The organism is Gottfriedia acidiceleris (assembly GCF_036421055.1).
Classification (GTDB): domain Bacteria; phylum Bacillota; class Bacilli; order Bacillales; family Bacillaceae_G; genus Gottfriedia; species Gottfriedia acidiceleris_C.
Genome location: NZ_JAZGQS010000014.1, coordinates 1 through 19,686 on the forward strand (window position 1 = coordinate 1; position 19,686 = coordinate 19,686).

Annotated in this window: 12 protein-coding genes; 8 read left to right on the forward strand and 4 right to left on the reverse strand. The window is 32.3% G+C overall.

What is annotated here, in order from left to right; genetic code table 11:
• Window positions 1-273: 273 nt before the first annotated feature.
• Genes RAH41_RS18425 through RAH41_RS18435 form a run of 3 tightly spaced genes read left to right on the forward strand, consistent with a single transcriptional unit; the run spans window position 274 to window position 5,943 of the window.
• A complete protein-coding gene (locus RAH41_RS18425) occupies window positions 274-1,755 on the forward strand; it encodes a type I restriction-modification system subunit M (protein ID WP_331224572.1) in 1,482 nt (493 codons plus the stop codon).
• Complete coding sequence (locus tag RAH41_RS18430) at window positions 1,745-3,004, forward strand: restriction endonuclease subunit S (protein WP_331224573.1); 1,260 nt, start codon at window positions 1,745-1,747, stop codon at window positions 3,002-3,004. The genes RAH41_RS18425 and RAH41_RS18430 overlap by 11 nt, the downstream gene beginning before the upstream one ends.
• On the forward strand, window positions 3,001-5,943 hold the full coding sequence (locus tag RAH41_RS18435) for a type I restriction endonuclease subunit R (protein ID WP_331224575.1): 2,943 nt from the start codon (window positions 3,001-3,003) through the stop codon (window positions 5,941-5,943). The genes RAH41_RS18430 and RAH41_RS18435 overlap by 4 nt, the downstream gene beginning before the upstream one ends.
• 42 nt (window positions 5,944-5,985) lie before the next feature.
• Here RAH41_RS18435 and RAH41_RS18440 read toward each other — a convergent pair whose 3' ends face one another.
• The gene (locus tag RAH41_RS18440; RefSeq protein WP_331224577.1) at window positions 5,986-6,717 is read right to left on the reverse strand and encodes a SprT family zinc-dependent metalloprotease; all 732 of its coding nucleotides are present in this window, start codon (window positions 6,715-6,717) and stop codon (window positions 5,986-5,988) included.
• A gap of 377 nt (window positions 6,718-7,094) precedes the next feature.
• Here RAH41_RS18440 and RAH41_RS18445 point away from each other — a divergent pair, with 377 nt between their 5' ends.
• Window positions 7,095-8,408, forward strand: a complete 1,314-nt coding sequence (locus RAH41_RS18445; protein ID WP_419471628.1) for a DEAD/DEAH box helicase family protein — start codon at window positions 7,095-7,097, stop codon at window positions 8,406-8,408.
• Window positions 8,409-9,264: 856 nt separating this feature from the next.
• Here RAH41_RS18445 and RAH41_RS18450 read toward each other — a convergent pair.
• Window positions 9,265-10,239, reverse strand: coding sequence for a hypothetical protein (locus RAH41_RS18450; protein ID WP_331224581.1), 975 nt, complete (start codon window positions 10,237-10,239; stop codon window positions 9,265-9,267).
• A 1,756-nt stretch (window positions 10,240-11,995) separates the two neighbouring features.
• Here RAH41_RS18450 and RAH41_RS18455 point away from each other — a divergent pair.
• The 4 genes from RAH41_RS18455 (at window position 11,996) to RAH41_RS18470 (ending at window position 15,174) form a co-directional block, all read left to right on the forward strand.
• Entirely contained in the window at window positions 11,996-12,409 is a 414-nt protein-coding gene (locus tag RAH41_RS18455; RefSeq protein WP_331224583.1) for a hypothetical protein, read from the forward strand.
• Window positions 12,410-12,672: 263 nt separating this feature from the next.
• Window positions 12,673-13,230 carry a recombinase family protein gene (locus RAH41_RS18460; RefSeq protein WP_331224585.1) on the forward strand — a complete coding sequence of 186 codons (558 nt, stop codon included), beginning with the start codon at window positions 12,673-12,675 and terminating at the stop codon, window positions 13,228-13,230.
• Window positions 13,231-13,497: 267 nt separating this feature from the next.
• The gene (locus RAH41_RS18465; RefSeq protein ID WP_331224587.1) at window positions 13,498-14,433 is read left to right on the forward strand and encodes a hypothetical protein; all 936 of its coding nucleotides are present in this window, start codon (window positions 13,498-13,500) and stop codon (window positions 14,431-14,433) included.
• A 15-nt stretch (window positions 14,434-14,448) separates the two neighbouring features.
• Window positions 14,449-15,174, forward strand: a complete 726-nt coding sequence (locus RAH41_RS18470; protein ID WP_331224589.1) for a hypothetical protein — start codon at window positions 14,449-14,451, stop codon at window positions 15,172-15,174.
• A 945-nt stretch (window positions 15,175-16,119) separates the two neighbouring features.
• Here the strand turns inward: RAH41_RS18470 and RAH41_RS18475 are convergent.
• Both RAH41_RS18475 and RAH41_RS18480 read right to left on the reverse strand, forming a co-directional pair.
• On the reverse strand, window positions 16,120-17,340 hold the full coding sequence (locus tag RAH41_RS18475; RefSeq protein WP_331224591.1) for a helix-turn-helix transcriptional regulator: 1,221 nt from the start codon (window positions 17,338-17,340) through the stop codon (window positions 16,120-16,122).
• 869 nt (window positions 17,341-18,209) lie between these two features.
• Window positions 18,210-19,643 (reverse strand): alanine/glycine:cation symporter family protein, encoded by a 1,434-nt coding sequence (locus RAH41_RS18480; RefSeq protein ID WP_331224593.1) that lies wholly within the window; start codon window positions 19,641-19,643, stop codon window positions 18,210-18,212.
• Window positions 19,644-19,686 lie beyond the last annotated feature (43 nt).

The following is a 19,686-nucleotide window of genomic DNA, read 5'->3' on the forward strand; positions in this document are numbered from 1 at the left end:
AGGTTAATCCCATAAATGGATTAACCTTTTTTTGTATTGTATTCTAAATTAAATATAAATTTGACTACCAAATACTTATTAAAATATTGCTTTTATTAGTTATTACGGACTTGTGATTTTAAGTGAGCTTTTTAGTTTCTAGTTCAGTATTTATATACTTAGGTATAGCTAGGCAGAAGCTAGTTGTTAGGGTCTTATTTTGTTATATTAAGAGTAGAACACTTTATTATTATACATACATGGATATAGATACAATTCAATGGAGGAAAGAACATGGAGAAATTGACTTTATCACAATTGGAATCCCATTTATGGGAATCTGCGAATATATTACGAGGAAGTATTGATTCTTCCGATTATAAGAATTACATATTTGGTTTATTGTTTTTGAAACGCTTAAATGATGTATTTGTAGAAACAGCAAAACGAATAGAAGAGGAAGAAGGAGATGATTATGGTTGGACTGACCGTGATGAGCATCAATTCTTCGTTCCAGAAGGTGCAAGATGGGAAGATATTCGTTCTAAAACACAAGATATTGGTGATACCATTAACAAAGCATTTGAAAAGTTAGAAGAAGAAAATGTATCCTTACAAGGGGTATTAGCAACAATCGACTTTAATGATAAAGAGAAGCTGCCTGACAATCTTCTTTTACAATTGCTACAACACTTTTCTAAAATTGACTTAAGCAATGCAAGTCTATCTGAGCCTGACATGCTCGGTCGTGCGTACGAGTACTTAATTAAGCAATTTGCAGACGATGCTGGAAAAAAAGGTGGGGAATTCTACACACCAAGTAAAGTAGTCGAACTTATTGTAAAGTTGATTAAGCCAGAAGAGGGTATGCGTGTATGTGACCCAACAGCTGGTTCTGGTGGTATGCTTATCCAATCCGTCGATTACATAAAAGAACAAGGTGGAAACCCTCGCAACCTTGTTCTACACGGACAGGAACGAAACCTTAATACATGGGCTATATGTAAGATGAACCTTTTACTTCACGGATTAAGCGACCATCGCATTGAAAAGGGAGACACGATTCGTGACCCGAAACTGACAGAGGAAGGCGAACTCATCCTATATGACCGTGTTATCGCTAATCCACCATTCAGCTTAAAGAACTGGGGACGTGAGGAAGCAGAAAGTGATGAATACGGTAGATTTCGCTTTGGGCTACCACCAAAAACAGCAGGGGATTATGGATTTATTCAACATATGATTGCAACGTTAACTCATGAAGGAAAAGCTGGAGTAGTAATGCCTCATGGTGTCCTTTTCCGTAGCGGAGCAGAGGGAACGATTCGTAAGGGAATTATTGAAGAAGACTTAATTGAGGCAGTTATCGGTTTACCTTCAAACTTGTTCTATGGTACAGGTATTCCAGCGTGTATTCTTATCCTTAATCGTAACAAGCCAGAAGAGCGTAAAAATAAAATATTCTTCTTAGATGGTTCTCAGGATTATCAAGAAGGAAAAAGTCAAAACACATTGCGTGACCAAGATATTGAAAAGATTGCAGAAGCATACAACAAATACAAAGAAGTGGAGAAGTACTGCCGTTTTGTAAGTATCGAAGAAATACGTGCAAATGACTACAATCTAAACATTGCTCGTTATATTGACACAACAGAGGAAGAAGAGCAAATTGATATAGCTGTAGCATTGGGTGAACTTCGTAAGTTGGAGAAAGAGCGTGAGGAGATTGAATCTGTAATGTATGGGTACTTAAAGGAGTTAGGATATGGTGAGTAACAGATGGATTAACAAGACTGTTGGAGAGTTAATAAAATTTGAAGGTGGTTCTCAGCCTCCCAGAGATACCTTTAATTTTGAACCTAAGGAAGGCTATGTACGTTTACTCCAGATTCGAGATTACAAAACAGATAAATTTAAAACCTATATTCCTATACACCTTGCTAGGAAGTTTTGTGATGAAACAGATATAATGATTGGACGATATGGTCCTCCCATTTTTCAAATATTAAGAGGATTAAGAGGAGCTTACAATGTTGCTTTAATTAAGGCTATCCCTAATGAAGAAAACGTTTCTAAAGATTACGTTTATTATTATCTTAAACAAGATGCTTTGTTTGAACTAATCGACAGTTTGTCACAGAGGACTTCGGGGCAAACAGGAATAGATATGGAAGCTTTAAAAAGTTATCCTTTTCCCTTACCTCCTAAGGATGAGCAAAGGAAAATTGTATCTATTCTTTCCTCTGTTGATAAAACAATTGAAAAAACAAAAGCTATTATTGAACAAACAGAAAAAATGAAAAAAGGATTGATGCAACAACTTTTTACAAAAGGAATTGGACATACGATATTTAAGAAGACGGAATTTGGAGAGATTCCTGAGGAGTGGGAAGTTGTTGGTATTATTGATATCGCTGAGAATGAGAAAAATGCTGTGAAACCTGGTCCATTTGGCTCGTCATTGAAAAAAGAATTCTATGTTAAATCAGGTTTTAAAGTGTATGGGCAGGAACAAGTTATAGCGAACGACTTTACAATCGGGGATTATTATATTGATGATAAAAAATACGAGGAGTTAAATGGGTTTAAAGTAAAGCCACTCGATTTACTCATTAGTTTAGTAGGTACATTTGGTAAAATTGCAGTTATACCTAAATTACAGTTTAAGCCAGGGATTATTAACCCACGATTACTCAAAGTTACATTTGATAAATCTAAAGCAAATGTTCACTTTTATAAATACTATATGTCTTCTTCTTCCTTTTATCAACAACTAGAAGGAATGAGCCAGGGTGGTACTATGGGAGTTATTAACAGTAAAATATTAAAGAGCATACATTTTCCATTACCACCATTAGACGAACAACTACGAATAATTGATATACTGACTAATATTGACCACAAACTTAACATTGAAACATCTAAATATAGACGATTACAGGTTTTAAAGAAAGGACTTATGCAATCCCTTCTAACAGGAAAAGTCCGTGTAAAAGTGGATGAAACCGAGGTGACACAAGTATGACCTCTTCCGCAAAATGGAATGAGAAAGAACTTGTGGAAAACCGCATGATTACACAATTAAAGGAATTGGACTATGAACATCTTCATGGTCCTTCTCTAGATTCGGAACGAGAATCTAGAGGTGAAATCGTGCTAAAAGAACGTTTAAACAAAGCCATCTTACGATTAAACCCTTGGCTTTCCGATACCAATCTAGCAAAGGTCATGCGTTCCATTACTCATATTGAATCGACTAGCTTAATAGAAGCAAATCAAAAGTTCCATGAAATGATAGTTAACATGATTTCTGTTCAACAAGACCTTGGTAAAGGTAAGAAAAATCAAACAGTTAAACTTATCGATTTCGAAAGACCTAAGAACAATGAGTTCCTTGTCGTAGACCAATTCACTATCAATAATGCTCAAGGAAACATTCGCCCTGACCTTATCATTTTCATAAATGGATTACCGCTTGTTATTGTTGAATGCAAAAGTCCGATGCTGCCTCCAGATGAACAAGTAGGTGAGGGGGTACAGCAACTTAACCGTTATCAAAATACACATGAGCAGTTATTCCACTACAATCTGTTCATGATTGTCGCAAGTAATGACCGAGCCAAAGCAGGAACGATTGGTGCAAAAGCACAGCACTATGGCGAGTGGAAAGACCCATATCCAAGGACAGTAGCAGAACTTGGAGTTTCTCCAACACCACAGGATATTTTGACAGCTGGAATGCTAACAAAGGAGAACCTATTAGACCTAATTCGTAACTTCATTGTCTATGAGCCAGTAGAAGGTCGTACTATAAAAAAACTTGCTCGCTATCAACAATTCCGAGCTGTGAATAAAGCAATTGACCGTATTCTTCGTGCAAAGGATACAACCCAACGAGGTGGTGTTGTATGGCATACACAAGGAAGCGGAAAATCTCTTACAATGGTTTATCTTGCTGTAAAGTTAAGACGTATTCAAGAAATGAAGAATCCCACTATTGTTGTTGTGACGGATAGAAAAGACCTAGATGACCAAATTTCTAACACGTTTCGTCGCTGTGGCTTCCCTAATCCTCAACAAGCAGAATCAGTTTCTCAATTGAGAAAGTTGCTTCAGCAAGGTACAGGTTCTACTATCATGACCTTGGTTCAAAAATTCCAAGAGGATGCGGAGACGAAGGAATTCAAGAATCTATCTACTGCTGAGAACATCTTTGTAATGATTGATGAGTCTCACCGTTCCCAATATGGGGGACTGGCGACCACAATGAAAAGTGCCATGCCAAATGCTTGCTATTTAGCTTTTACTGGTACACCAATAGATAAGGAAGATAAGAGTACCAAGCGTGCATTTGGACCATACATCGACAAATATACTATTGAACAAGCTGTAGAGGATGGGGCAACTGTACCAATTTTCTATGAAGCGAGAATGGTTGACCTTCATGTACAAGGAGATTCGTTAGACGAACTCTTTGAAAGACAGTTCCGTGATTATAAAGAGGAAGACCGTGAGCGAATTAAAAAGAAGTTTGTAACGGAAGAAGCAATTATCTCGTCTCGAAAGCGGATTAAACGTATTGTTTTAGACATCATTGAACATTATGAAACTCATATCCAACCTAATGGTTTTAAAGCACAAATAGTAGCGATTAGTCGTGAAGCAGCTGTAATGTATAAAGAGATGTTAGATGAACTTAGCAACTATGAATCCAAGGTTATTATATCATCGGGTCATAATGATAAGGAACATCTGCAAAAGCATCACATATCAAAGGATGAAGAAAAAGATATTATTGCTAGATTCAAGAAGCCAATGTCGGAGGACTCACTTTGTTTCATTATTGTATGTGACAAACTCCTGACAGGCTTTGATGCTCCAATCGAACAGGTTATGTATTTAGATAAGCCTATTAAAGAACATAATCTTCTTCAAGCTATTGCTCGTACCAATCGTACTTATGATAAAAAGACATATGGTTTAATTGTCGATTACTACGGGATTTCAAGATTCCTAGAGCAAGCGCTTCATATTTTCAATGAAGAAGATATACAAGGGGCATTACAGAATATTGATACTGAAATACCGAGACTTCAATCTCGCCATCGCTCGGCTATGCGCTTTTTCGATTACATCAATAAAGATAATCTTGAAGCATGCTTACAGGTGCTTGAACCTGAGGATGTACGAAATGAGTTCGATACAGCTTTTAAACGATTTTCACAAAGTATGGATATGGTTATGCCAAATCCAAAAGCACATGATTTTATAGGTGATTTAAGATTTTTAGGAAAGATTAGGCAAGCGGCTAAGTCTCGTTACCGTATTATTGATGGGATGGATATCAGTGATTGCGGAGAAAAGGTGAAACTGCTTATAGAAGAGCATCTTGCAGCTGTGGGTATTGATGCTGTTCATGAGCCAATTGATATTCTCTCTAATCGATTCGAAAAGCAACTAGAGGAAACAAAGTCACCAGAAGGCAAAGCAGCTGAAATGGAACATGCTATCCGTCATGAGATTCGAGTCAAGATAGAAGAGAATCCAGTTTACTATACATCATTAAAGGAGCGGCTGGAAGAACTCCTTCAGAGACGAAAAGAACGTCAGATAGATATCGAAGAATTATTGAAGGAATATCATAATATGGTAAAGGATATGCGAAGTACAGTGCAAAAGGGTGAAGAACAAGGCTTCACTCGTGAGCAATATCCGTTTTATCAGATGCTTGAGAAAGAAATGCCTCCATATGATGATGTAGAGGATTTAAAGGTATTAACGCACCTTATCTCGGACATTATCGAACAAGAAACAGTAGTAGAATGGATAAACAAAGAAGATGTAAAAAGAGAGATGCGGAAGAAGATAAAGAAGCAGCTACGTGTAAGTCCTTGTCCAAAAGAAAAGCTTGAGAGTCTAACACAGCAATTGATTGACTTAGCAACAGTGCATTATAGGAAATAACGATGATAACGTAAAAGCCATCTGCTCGAGATGGCTTTTCTTCTATTCCAACGTTAAAGTAGGTCCGTTTAAACGCAACCATTCTTTACGTTGTTCGTAATCGGGCAGGATAGTGCGTACTAAATTCCAGTAGTTATTACTGTGATTCATATATTTTAAGTGTGCTAATTCATGAACAAGTACATAGTCCACAATTGGCATCGGCGACATAATAATTCGCCAGTTTAAATAGATGTTCCCCTCCGAAGTACAAGTACCCCAACGCATTCTCTGCTCTTTTAGTAGCACATCATTAGGTGTAACACCAATCTTAGAACAATAGAGGTTTAAACGTGACTGTATCTTCACATTGCCGTGTTCAAGATACCATGTCTTGAACAAATCTATCAATTGCTGTCTTTTCTCATCCTCATCTATTCTATCTGGGACAGTTGCGATAAATTTTCCCCTTAGAAAATCTAACTTAACTTTATTAAGCCCTGCTTCTTTATGTACCTTCAATCGATAGTTTCGTCCTAAGTATGTAAACTTTTCACCGCTGACAAATTCCTTTGGCAAAGGTGGTTCTGTTATTTGATTTACTTCTTTCAGTTTTCTAAGTATGATAGAAGCTTTCTTTTGCATGATATCCATAACTTGCTTCTCAGTAATATTTTTGGGAACTATTATTCGTATACCTTCCATCCATTCAACGATAATGGATACGTCTTTTTTGTTCTCGGAGTATTCAAGGTCATACTCAATAGCAGTTGTTCCGTATTGAAAAGTAGGCATGCCAATACTCCTTTCTATGTTGTATATCCTTATTTTAAGGATAGGATTGGATTAAAGCAATCTTATTTGTGGGTATTAATATTTACCTATCATCATGTGTTTAAATAACTAACATTGTAAAATCGCTCAATTTTTCTATTGTGATGCAAGTTCAGATTACGAGAAAATAGCAAGGTGTTTCCAAGAATTACCAACAAAAAAGTTCTTGGTGGACTATTTCATGAGATTTCTCTGAATTTTTCTGAAGGATTTTGCGAAAAACAGCAAATTTGGGTTTAGTATAATAAAAGTATGAAATGTAACTAATGTTACTATCAAAGTAAAGTATAGGATAGTAAAACCTCAATAAATATTTGTAAATTAAATACAGAAAGAGAGTGAATTTGTTGGTAAATTTATCTAATCAAAATCCAATAAATATTATTGATGCGACTTGTGGAAAAGGAAAAACTTCTTGGGCAATTCAACGTATGAATGAGGCAGATAAATCAGAGAAGTTTATGTTTATTACTCCATTTTTATCTGAAGTTAAAAGGGTTAAAAACGCCGTTACAAACAGGAAGTTTTCTGAGCCTGAGACGGATAAAGACAATGTAACGAAACTAGACAGTTTAAAAAGATTAGTAAGGCTTGGAAAAGACATCGTTAGCACTCATGAGTTATTTTCTAATATCGATGAAGCAACATTAACTTTTATCAAATCTCATAACTATATATTAATATTAGATGAGGTTGCAAACGTTATTGAACAAGCACAAATTTCGAAAGATGATATTAAATTATTGCTTGGTCATGATGGGAATGAACCATACGTAACGGTTGATGAAAATGGTTTTATTGCTTGGAAAAAAGAAAAATATGATGGAACGTTTAAAAGAATTGAAAGATTAGCTAAGACAAACAATCTAATGATTTTCAACAATACAGCTATGTTTTGGACATTTCCAGTATCAGTATTCAAAGCGTTCAAGGATGTTTTCATACTCACTTATATGTTTTGGGGACAATCGCAGCGGTATTATTTCAAAATGTTCGAAGTGCGAATGTATTTTTATTCTGTAGAATTAAACCGTGAAACAGGTCGCTTTGAATTAATTCCATATGTTAAACCAACGCAAGAGAATGTCGCATTCCTTAAACAAAACATCAACATTTATTCCCCGACTAGATACAATGAAAAGAATATGAACGCTGTAGGAGATAAAAAAGGTGCGTTTAGCAAAGCGTGGTTATTAGAGAACACGAAGGATAAAGAGATGGTTAAACTGATAAAGAGTCATGCTTATAATTTCTATTGGAACAAGTGCAAAGTAAAGTCTGAAAAAGTAATGTGGACATGCTTGAAGGATTTCGAAAAGAAAATGACCCCTAAATCAGCAAAGAAACAGTTCGTATCACTTACTGCTAGAGCAACAAATGATTATATTGATAAAGAAGTTTGTATTTACCTTGCAAATCGATTTATGAATCCAGTTGAAGTGAAGTTTTTTCAATATCACAAAGTCAAAGTTGACGAGGATTTCTGGGCATTATCAGAGTTAATTCAATGGCTGTTCCGAAGCAGAATAAGACGTGGAGAACAAATCGAATTATATATTCCTTCGAGTAGAATGAGAGGGTTACTAGAGAAGTATTTAAATGGAGAAGCTGTTGCGTGGTTTGAAAAAGATGAAGTATTTGTAGTGAAATAGGAGATATTAAACTTGATGTATATTTTTTTGCATAAGTGATTCTTCAAACCCTTTTGGGTGCTGGGGTTTGATTCATTTTCCTTATAGAAGATTATATAAGAAATGCATAAGTAGTGATGGGAAAGAAACATATACATGTGTCTAATCGTAGCGTAGCAAAGATTAGCACATGGGCGGGGAGGAATGAGTGAGGAACGAACTCATGACGGGATGCCAAGCCTAAAATGCTTTTAAAAGAGACTAAGAAGGCGTTGTCCACGCCCGTCACTACGCTATCGCTTCGTTCCTCCTCGGCAGTTGCTCGTTCTTCACTGCGTTCAGAACGACAACTATCATGTCATTAAGTACTTGATTAATGACACAAAAATATAAGTCTGAACATGGAAACTAATTGGAATTATATTTTTATTTCTAAGAGTTCCTTATATAGGAGATTTTAGAATTTAGGTTTCGTTAAGATAACGAAGGGATGACCAGCATTCTTTTCCTATTTGGGTGATAGTTTTGGACTAAAGTAAAGTATTTTTTTCAGTTCTTCATCTCGCTGCCACATCTCGTGAAGCAGGTAGTTAACTTCTGTATTGTTCTTAAGAGTTATCCACTCCAGTGAGTGGGTCTTCTCGTTATTATCACTCCATTTCCTCTCCAAATACTTTTTGTTAAGGTATTGCTCAATGTTTAAAGCATTTCGTGTCTTGAACTCCATCAACAGCTTAAAATTGGGAAGACCATTATTATCTGCCACCTTTGAATGGTCTTTAAACCGAGACATTGCATCATTTATTGATACACCATACTTGAAGACTTTGGAATCAGTACATCCCATAATATAAAAAGTTTTCTTAAGAGAGTACCTTTAAAGTAGTTTGAAATCCCAATTTAACTTGTCAACACCATTTTTTAATACAAAGGGAATCCTATTCTGAAAGAGTTTTGCTGTGACCAAATTTAATGGCAGTCTCCCTTTGGATGCTAACTCGTAGAATTCTATCTCAAAAGAGTCATATTCGGAAAAATAATTAGCTTTTTTAGATAATATTTTGTACATTGTTTTTAAATCGATAATCTCTCTTTTTTGAAATGGTGTAGATGCAATATCCATTTCTATCTCAAAAGTATCTATGGAAAATTGGAAAAGACCATGCAAGAAATTCCTGTTTAAAGTGTATGAATCTTTAAGTTCCTTGGTGAAATCGTATATTCTATTAATTTTTTTACAATAATGGGGAAAGTATCCATTACGTATAAATATAAGTTCGTATTCAGTAAGATTATTTTCAATATGTTCTACAAATTTTATAAGTGAGCGGGTATAGAATTTGTCCTTATCACTCATTTCTAGTTCAATACTTCCATTGTAAAGCCCCCTTATTAAATCCATAAATATATTTCTTAAGTCTGCTAGTGTTTTAAATATTGGACTGATAACGTCGTATGCTAGCAGTGATTCTTTTTTTAGTAAAAACTGTCTGCTTTTATTAGAATAGTAATTTATAATCTTGCTTTGCATACCATTCTCAGCTTCTAATTTCTTAAGTGATGTGGTATGTTCTTTTTCTGCAAACTTCTTTGATATATTAATTTCTGAATGCGTTTTGCTAGACTCTTCTTTAAGATTAAAAATCTCCTTCTTGTATGAGTCAACTTGTTTTAGAGTAAGACCTTTTTCCACCTTTAGTTGTGCTATCTCTGTAGTTAAACCTTCTAATTGTTGATATAATAGTTTGTTTTCATCAAGAATCTTTTTATTTTCAGTCTTATAATGTTCCATTAAAATCCAGGCTTCATTTACATCGATAAGGGGCTTTTCCCTTTTCTTAAGAAATAACATAATTAAACAGTCCTCCATTTTTACCCGTTAAGATGAATTCTAATAAATTTTCCATTCAAATAATTAATAATTCTCCAATTTGTCCTCCTTATATGGAGTTTAATATCGCACATTGTAATACCGTGCAAAATGAAGAATTCCCCAACTCTTTTATTCTTATTCAACTATGTTATGAATTTAAAGAATGATGTAATCGAGTTGAGTTTATATGTGCAACAGAACCACTCTAATTCACAAACTGACATCTGAAAAATTTCCGATACGACTCAAATAATATGTATGATTTCGTACTTTAAATAAGTAAAACAATGAGAAAAAATCAGTTTAATTTCGATAACGATTTTTCATTGGAGTTTTATTCCCTCTAACTGGCATAAAAAATCTCTGTATTTATAAAGTTGTTATAAGTAATAAGTGTCAAATGGTAAACCTTCAGATGCTTATAATAAGATTGAATATGAAGCATTTCTGTAAGTCTATTGAAATCTGTATGGAATTGATTCAGAAACCACTTTCATTCACACAAATAGTCATAAAATTTTCGATACGACTCAAATAAATGACTTACTAAAAGAAAATAAAGAGTTTACTATTACTAACGTTTTTGGTGCTATATATTGCGCGATTAGTCGAATTGGTAATGAATATATTAAAAAACCAAAAAAGATAAATTTTAAAAAACCAAAAAAGATAAATTTAAATAAACCAAAAAGATAAATTTTAAAAAACCAAAAATATATAAATAAAAAAGAAGGAAATCTCTTAGAATCTCCGAATAGAGAGATATAAACAAAAACTTCAAAAAAATTAAATACAATAAAAAATATAAAAAAAAACCACTTATATTTTATATTTTTATTGTCAAGTATATATATTATAGATATACTATTAATAGTTGCATAGATTTTCTCTAAATCTAAAGTATATATTTGGTTTAGAAAATCAAACTTTTGATTGTATGCTAGCTAATCCTCCATTCACAGTATTTGATGGAGCGCATACTTTTACATGATTAACTATTAAAATTTGTAGTAGATGAAGCGCATCGAATCGCAAGTACCTAAATCTACTAACTAGATTAGTAATTTTTTATGGCACAATAACGACATATAATAGATGTCATTAAAATATATAAATAAAAAGAAAAAAAAATAGCCGTAAAGTTTCGCACACTTTACGACTAAAAAAATGATAGAAATAAGAGGATTACTTTTTAGTAACTGCTACAACAGCTACTACTAAGTTAAGTAAAGCAATAATTTCCAATGTTGACATCGCTAATCACCTCCGTATTCAATTAAGAACTGCTATACTACTAATATAGCAGACTCCTACTCTATGAATATATCAATTTAAATTCACAAAATCTACCAATTTTGTGTTTGTTTTCTATATTCAGTTATTTTTAACTATATTGTAATAGTATATATAGGTGTTTTGACCTAAGATTTTTAAGTTTTTAACCAGGCATATCTGTGTCTGGTTTTTTATTTTATATAAAAACATATGTTATTGTAAAACGTTTTGGTTATTGTATGAATCTACTAAAAATTATTGTTTTTTGTGGCAGTATACTACTTTCAACTTATGAGTGCAGTTCTTTTATGTACTTCTGTTACCATTCAATTTATCAAGCATAGTTTGTTTTTTTAGATTCATACAAATGATATGTTTATTTTTTGTAATTTATTAAGATGACATAACTATTTATATATAACTGGTAAAATTGAAACAAAAATAGATTGAGGGGTCTTGAATGGAGAGAGAACAATTAGTTGGAAAAATAATAGATTTAGGAATGAATCCTGATAATCTAACAAGTGATAACATGAATAAATTAATTGAAATGCAAATCAAAGGTGAATTCGGTAAAGATGTTTTTAAAGAATTTGTAAAAGAAAACAATACAACGTATAAAATCTTTGTTGATGGATTATGCAATATCACTAAAATTCATGAGTCTGCAAGTGATACATACTCAAAAACGCTAAAATGGCTTGTTGAAGATTTAAGGAAAGAATCTGAAAAAGTAACGACTTTTGAGGGAATAGAGAGAATTGATAAAAAAATAGATGATATACTTAATCGATTACAAAAAGAATCCAAAGATAATAAAGAACACGAACTTAAGTTGGGAGCATTAGTGGCTGGTGTTGCCGTTGTAGGTTAGGTGCTGGTCTCTTTATTTTTACAAGGAATCCAGAATTACTAAAAAAAGGGACTCAGATGATTGCTCAAGAGGCTGTTAAACAAATAGTAAACTAATCAGATTAATCTTCCTTTAAATGCCGATAAAATTCGGCTTTTTTTATATTATTAGAGTGTCATAACTCAGTAGTATTGACACCGTAAAGTGCATGCAGTAAAATCAACGTATCAGAAGGTGACAAAACTTAGTGACATATATTAAAGGGTAAAAAGTGAGGAAAATAAATGAAATACGGATACGCACGAGTAAGCACAATAGCACAGGAATTAGAAGTACAATCGCAAGCATTAGCTAATGAAGGTTGTGATATTATCATAGAAGAAAAATTCACAGGTACAACGACCGAACGTCCACAATTCACAAATTTGCTTATGAAGTTGGAAAAGGGTGATACGCTAGTAGTGACAAAGCTAGATAGACTTGCAAGGAACACTAAAGAGGGTATTACAATCATTGAAGACCTATTTAAAAGAGAAATCAAAGTACATGTATTGAATGTAGGGCTGCTAGAGAATACAACTATGGGTAAATTCTTCCTTACAACTTTATTAGCAGTAGCTGAGATGGAAAGGAACTTAATTGTAGAACGTACTCAAGAAGGCAAAGTAATAGCAAGGCAAAGAGAAGACTTTAAAGAAGGCCGACCTAGAAAGCACACTATGAAGCAAGTTGAACATGCTCTAGAATTGCTTAAGTCACATACTTATAAAGAAGTAGAGCAAATGACAGGTATTACTAAAAGAACACTGATTAGACGTAAGAATGAGCAAAAAGCAAAATAAAGAGACTCCCAGAGAGTCTCTTTATTTATGTAAATGGGGGGGGATGATTTCCACTAGTTATGGGGGTGGAATTTTTAGGAAATTGACATAGTAGGTTGAAATGCATAACTTTGATTAAACGATACGTTCGATACGAGCGGTTAATCCCTAATATCAAGGGATACCATTACTTTTAGATGAGTAAGGGAAATCTTTATCCTATGTACGAGCCTTTATTGTGGTAATATTATTACAATTAAAATAATTTTGTTTGGGTGGTGCTTTTTTGTGTCAGTAACTCTTTATTTTTCAAAAGTAAATATTAACTCGCATATATTAAAGGTATATGACGATAAAAGAGAATTTGATAGGATAATAAAGGATTTATATATAAAGGTTAAAGATAATGTTGAATATATTAAAGAAATAATAGGTGAAGATGAAGAAGGTAATACTTTTACCAAAGAAATAGTTTACAAGTTTAATGGATTACAAAAATTTGGAGATGATTTGGAGTATACCATAACTGGTAGAGTAATTAAAAAAATGACCATTTTTATAAATGATTTAGACGAGAAAACAGGTCAAATAACAAAAAAACCAACTGAACACGTTGAGGTAATAGAATTTCATTATGATTTATATAAAGAAGTAATTGCTTTTCATATACCAAATAGATTTGGGTATGTAGAGTTTAATCAAGTGTTTAGAGAATTATTAAACCAAAGTATGTCTACTCCAAACGAAAAATATAACTTTGAGGTATCATTATTTAGAAAGGGCTTGTCAGTAGAAAGTATTAAACAAGAATTAAAAAAGATAGGTAAAATTGCAACCCTTAGAATAGATGTAATACCTCCTAATCCTGACGAAGAATTATTGGATAGTATACATGAGAATGGAGAAAATTATTTAGAACAATTAAAAAAAGGAAAAATAACCCAACGAAGTATAGCATTCTCTTCTACAACACCAGAGGGATTAGATATAGATGCCGAAATGATTGACGAAGAACTCGAGCAAATAGGTAAAATACATTCCAAATTATCTAGTGAAGAAGCTATCGAAAAAGGATATATAACAGTTGAAGGTTCAAATGTTAGTGGAAGAACATTTACAACAAATGATACAAAACCTGTTAAAGATAAGGTAGATAAACCACAAGGTTTATTGGATTTTGCAAAAGTATGTAAAAATAAAATAGCTTCTATTTTTCTACAATAATTAAAAGGAGTAGCTATGAAAAATAACATTATTAATAGGTTTACCCAAAGTGGAAAATGGAAAGACTTTATAAATTTTAAATCTTTCGAATGTAAAGTATCTTTTTTCATATCTTTACTTTTTGTGTTATTTATTTATGTTATAGATGTGTATAACAACTTAGAGCATTATTTAGTTGATATACAGAATATTACATTATATATTGTACAAGCTTTAATTGGTGCTATTGGGATGATAATTGCTGGTGTTGCAATTGTGATGAGTGTTTTTAATAAAGAGGTAATGAAACAATTAAAGAAATTAAACCGCAAAGAGGATATTCGGAAGATTTTTGATAGTTTTGAATTTCTAGCCTTTAATATTGGGATTGCGATAATGATTTTTTTATTAGTTCATATAAGCTTATTTAATGATAAGGTGATAGTTCCAAAATTTTTCTTTTACCTATTATTTGGTGTTTTATTTTATTTCTTTTCATTTATAATTTTTTATTCTATTAGTTTGATTAGCAATACGATAAAAATATTTTTTATAAGCGATACATATAGTGAAATTAACGATTATGAAAAGAATATATTTATTCAGGCGAATGAAATTAGAATAGATTATATAATAAAAAGTTTGTTTAACGGTAAAGTTACGAAAGAAGAGTTTTTATCTAATTTAGAGAAGCATTTAGAGGCAAGTGATGTTGATGACGAAGAGGCAATAAGGCAATATTTTAAAAAGTATTATTCATAAAAATATTACCAGTTATTGATTATTCATACTGTGTTTCTTTTTACTTTTAAGCAGGGATTCTTTTCACCTTAGACCAGTTTAATTAACAATCACTACTCTATAGAAATTTTATACGGTATACCATATGTAGTGGTTAGTGCTAAAAGGATATAAGTATTACACATGATTATCCGTCTTGATTTTATAAGATTAATCATCTAAAATGAAGTCATCGAACTAAGTACGGAAAAGGTACGAATACCTAGTTTAGGATTACATAGGAAAAATCGTTGATACGCAAGGGTTCTACGCTCGTAGAAGCTTAAGTGCCGATATTCTTGGACGTGGGTTCGACTCCCACCGTCTCCACCAATACATACTGTTGGTGGCTTTTTTATGCCAAAGATAATATCACGTAAACCTCTTAAAACGTTGATTTATTAATGTTTTAAGAGGTTTTTCTTTTGATTAGTTATTAAATGTTTTTTTGTGTTTACGTTATTTTGGTACATCCTATCTGATAATTTTAAAATAAACTTAGAGCAACTTTAACCGATTTTTTAAACAGAATCAGGTTTTAAATTTGATGCACGTTGAATTAAATTTGGGACACAGTTCATTTTAATTATTAGTACACTATAAATAATCGCAAATGCTATGAGACTTATTGCATATAAAAACTAGAATTAATAAGTGGAATTGCAAAGATTAACTTTTTTGTTATAGTAACTATTTATTTTTCCTTAATGAATATTTTAAAAAATGCTTTAGATCTAAGTTTGAAATTTTATTCATTTCTGTATTTACCACTTTGTATTTTGATTTTATTTACATTGCTAAAACTATTAAATCTAAATAAATAGGACTTTAATAATCCTTAAAAAATAAAAGACAAGAATACAAATTTAGTATTCTTGTCTTATTTTTATTTTAAAATGCCGATTAAAGCCGATATACTTCATAAATTTAAGTGTTTACAATTAATTGTGCTATTTCCAATGCTTGGTCATTTAAATTCATTTTTGAATAATAATTAAATAATTCCTTCTTAGAATGCTCCACTAAAAAAGTAAAACCATTTTTAATAAACATTGGTAATGCTTTATTATTTAAATAATTATAGTACTCTTTTTCTTTGGATTTTAATAAATAAAGTAAAAGTTTAAATAAATGGATATATAAAATATAATTATTCTTTTTCGCTATGAACAACCCAGTTTCAGCATCTTGTATTAACTTTTCTTTGCTAGAATAATTGTCTTCAAAAGAGCTTCGAATATAGCCCCATAATGATAATAAATAGGGTAAACTTTCTGGTTCTTTTAGTGACATAGAATCTTTGTAAAATTTACTTGCTTCTTTAAAGTTTTTACCTCTGTAATATTCATATGCTAAATTATGCAAAATTTTAGCCTTACGATCAGGGGCATTACATAGTTCGCAGCTTCTAATTAAATTTTTAAAACGATTGATAATCTCTTCATCTAAAGTTTCACCTTGAATTTGGATAATCATTAACATTTCAGCATCAATAACTCTAAGATAGTTATTGATTTGTTTAAAAAAATGATGAGATTTTTCAGCATAATAATAAGCTAGTACAGGTGAATTTAAAGTGTGGTAAGCAGATGCTAAATGGTAATAAAATTCAGGGTTTTTATAAACTGTATTATCGATCGATTTTAAAATTTGGATGACTTTACTATATTCTTGCTTTGCTAAATAATAAATACCTAGAATATGCTTTAATAGATTTTGTTCATATGGTGCTAATTTCTCTTCTTTTTTTTGTAGCTTTTTTATAATTTTAAATGCTTCATTGCATTTACTATGTGCAAGAAAATATTTGGCTCTTAGTAATTGATACATATCATTATACTCTGAGATTTGGATTAATTCTTCCATTTCAAATTCAAAGTATATTTGATCCATCTCTTCAAATAACTGCATGATGATTACGTCATGCCAATGAAGTAAGCGATATTTTATATTCTTAAAATTGGCTACTTCTAAATCCATATCAATGCCTAATCTTTTTGATAATAAATTTATAATTTCGGGAGCGTACTTTGTTTGTCCACATTCTATTTTACTTATATGGGTAACGGAGCAAATATTTTTTCCTAATTGTTCTTGTGTTAGTTTGTATTTTTCTCGATAAAACTTAATAATTTTTCCTTCATACATAACCAAGTCCTCCTCCCACTCTAGGATGTTAAAAATAGTACCTAATACTAAAATTCTACATTTAACAACAAAATTAGTATATTTAGAAAACTGGTGTAGCATGTGAAGTAATACTTAATGATATGTTAAGGAAATGTAAAATTGCGTTCAAATTTTAAGAGGAACCATTACATATCCTCCAATTCTTTTTATTTATTTAGGGCCAGCACTAGAAAGAACTACACTAAAAAACTGTAAGCGAATCTGCTTACAGTTATTATGCGTGCTTTGGATGTCCTAACTATTCCATCTTATTACCTTTTCTAAAAAGCAAAGGTAATTGGTTAGCGAGAGATTGAGGGGTATAGGGCATGTCATTTCTTAATCGGTCCTACACTTGCAGGCTATATTATGGAGAATTATTAAGATCTGGAATTTTATATTGAAAAGGAAAGGGCGTCTGATATTTTGGATGGTCTTTTGTTTTTTTGATATAATTTATAAGGTTTTATTAGGGGAATATTTGATAGTGGATGAGATTACTTTTTTATTATGACTGGATTATGAAAAATAAGGAATGTATATAATTTTTCCGGGTTATTTAGAGTTAATGTCCTACTTCAGATGATATATTAAAAAATATTAATTTTTTTAATTTCAATTTTAAATTCAATTTGAATTTATTTAGGTATAAAAATATTAGTAGGAGAAGGGAATAAACTATCTAAAAACCTTCTTGAAAAATCAGATTTAGACAGAATATAAAATTAAGTGTAGAAGAACTAACGCCAACAATCATTCATTGGTGGCTTTTTTTCTTTTTTGGAAGAGTTATAAAGAATAACCCCTCCCCTCATCTTAAAAGATGAAGGGTGGTTACTCAGAAATTATTATCCAACGACGTCTTTCTTAACGTCCTTCTCATGAACCCAAGCCTCTAACTGATCACGACCCGGTAAGTTATCGATTTTATCAGCAGAGAAAACTGGATCCAATCCTTGTTTCTTTTGAGAAATATAATCTTTTAATAAAGCCTTTACAATTTTTGCTAAACGCGTAATAGCGTAAAGGTTAACTAGTACCATTAATCCCATGAAGATATCTGCTAAAGACCAAATTAATTCAGCGCTATATAATGCTCCGAATAACACCATTCCAATAACAGAAAAACGGTATACATAAATTGATGTTTTCGAATGCTTCATGAAGCTAATATTTGATTCACCGTAGTAATAGTTACCCATAATTGTACTTAATGCAAATAAGAATACTGAGATTGCAACGAATGTTGCAGCGAAGTCTCCAATACTTACACGTAAAGATTCCTGTGTTAAAGGAATACCAGATAGCTTAGATGTTTTATAAACGCCTGAAACTAATACGATCATTGCTGTAGACGAACAGATGATAAATGTATCAACAATTACACCTAATGCTTGAATAAAACCTTGTTTTACTGGGTGGGTTACGTCAGCCGTTGCAGCCGCATTTGGAGCAGAACCCATACCAGCTTCGTTAGAGAATAATCCACGACGAATTCCGTGAAGTACTGCAGCACCCATTACACCGCCAAACATTTGTTTAAACGTAAAAATACCATCAGAGAAAATTGCACCAAAAACATTTGGTAAAATATCGAAATTTGAAATCATAACCCATAAAGCTAAAATAATATAAACCCCAGCTTTAATTGGTACTAAAACAGTTGAAAATTTCGCAACTCGATGTACGCCACCAAAAATAATTAATGCTGTAATAATAGCTAGTACAATCGCAGTTGTTCTTGTATTTACACCAAATTCATTATTGATAGACGCAGCAATCGTGTTTGCTTGTACTGCGTTAAAAATAAGACCAAAAGATAAAGTAATTAAAATACTAAAAATTACTCCAAGCTTTCGATTTCCTAAAGCTTTTTCCATATAATAGGCAGGTCCGCCACGCCATGAAGAACCATCTCTCACTTTATATAGCTGAGCTAATGTACTTTCTACAAATGCTGAAGCTGAACCAATTAAAGCCATTAACCACATCCAAAAAACTGCACCAGGTCCACCTAATGCCACTGCTGTTGCAACACCGGCAATATTCCCCGTACCTATACGAGCAGCCATTCCGATCATAAATGCTTGTAATGATGAAACAGTTTTTTTGCTTTTGTCTCTGTTTCGACCATCAACAAATAATAATCGAATCATTTCAGGAAAGAATTTAAACTGAATAAATCCTAAATAAACCGTTAAAAATAGGCCAATTGCTACTAATAAAATAACAATTAATTTAGCCCATAGATAGTCGTTGAGTACTGTAACCAATTCCGTCATGAATCCAACTCCTTTGTAAGAATATTCGCGAAATTATTCGATA

What these genes read in the sequence shown, in the direction of transcription:
- RAH41_RS18480 (WP_331224593.1), bottom strand. Translation starts at nt 19,643, where the DNA reads ATGACGGAATTGGTTACAGTACTCAACGACTATCTATGGGCTAAATTA.
- RAH41_RS18430 (WP_331224573.1), top strand. Translation starts at nt 1,745, where the DNA reads ATGGTGAGTAACAGATGGATTAACAAGACTGTTGGAGAGTTAATAAAA.
- RAH41_RS18440 (WP_331224577.1), bottom strand. Translation starts at nt 6,717, where the DNA reads ATGCCTACTTTTCAATACGGAACAACTGCTATTGAGTATGACCTTGAA.
- RAH41_RS18450 (WP_331224581.1), bottom strand. Translation starts at nt 10,239, where the DNA reads ATGTTATTTCTTAAGAAAAGGGAAAAGCCCCTTATCGATGTAAATGAA.
- RAH41_RS18460 (WP_331224585.1), top strand. Translation starts at nt 12,673, where the DNA reads ATGAAATACGGATACGCACGAGTAAGCACAATAGCACAGGAATTAGAA.
- RAH41_RS18435 (WP_331224575.1), top strand. Translation starts at nt 3,001, where the DNA reads ATGACCTCTTCCGCAAAATGGAATGAGAAAGAACTTGTGGAAAACCGC.
- RAH41_RS18470 (WP_331224589.1), top strand. Translation starts at nt 14,449, where the DNA reads ATGAAAAATAACATTATTAATAGGTTTACCCAAAGTGGAAAATGGAAA.
- RAH41_RS18455 (WP_331224583.1), top strand. Translation starts at nt 11,996, where the DNA reads ATGGAGAGAGAACAATTAGTTGGAAAAATAATAGATTTAGGAATGAAT.
- RAH41_RS18425 (WP_331224572.1), top strand. Translation starts at nt 274, where the DNA reads ATGGAGAAATTGACTTTATCACAATTGGAATCCCATTTATGGGAATCT.
- RAH41_RS18475 (WP_331224591.1), bottom strand. Translation starts at nt 17,340, where the DNA reads ATGTATGAAGGAAAAATTATTAAGTTTTATCGAGAAAAATACAAACTA.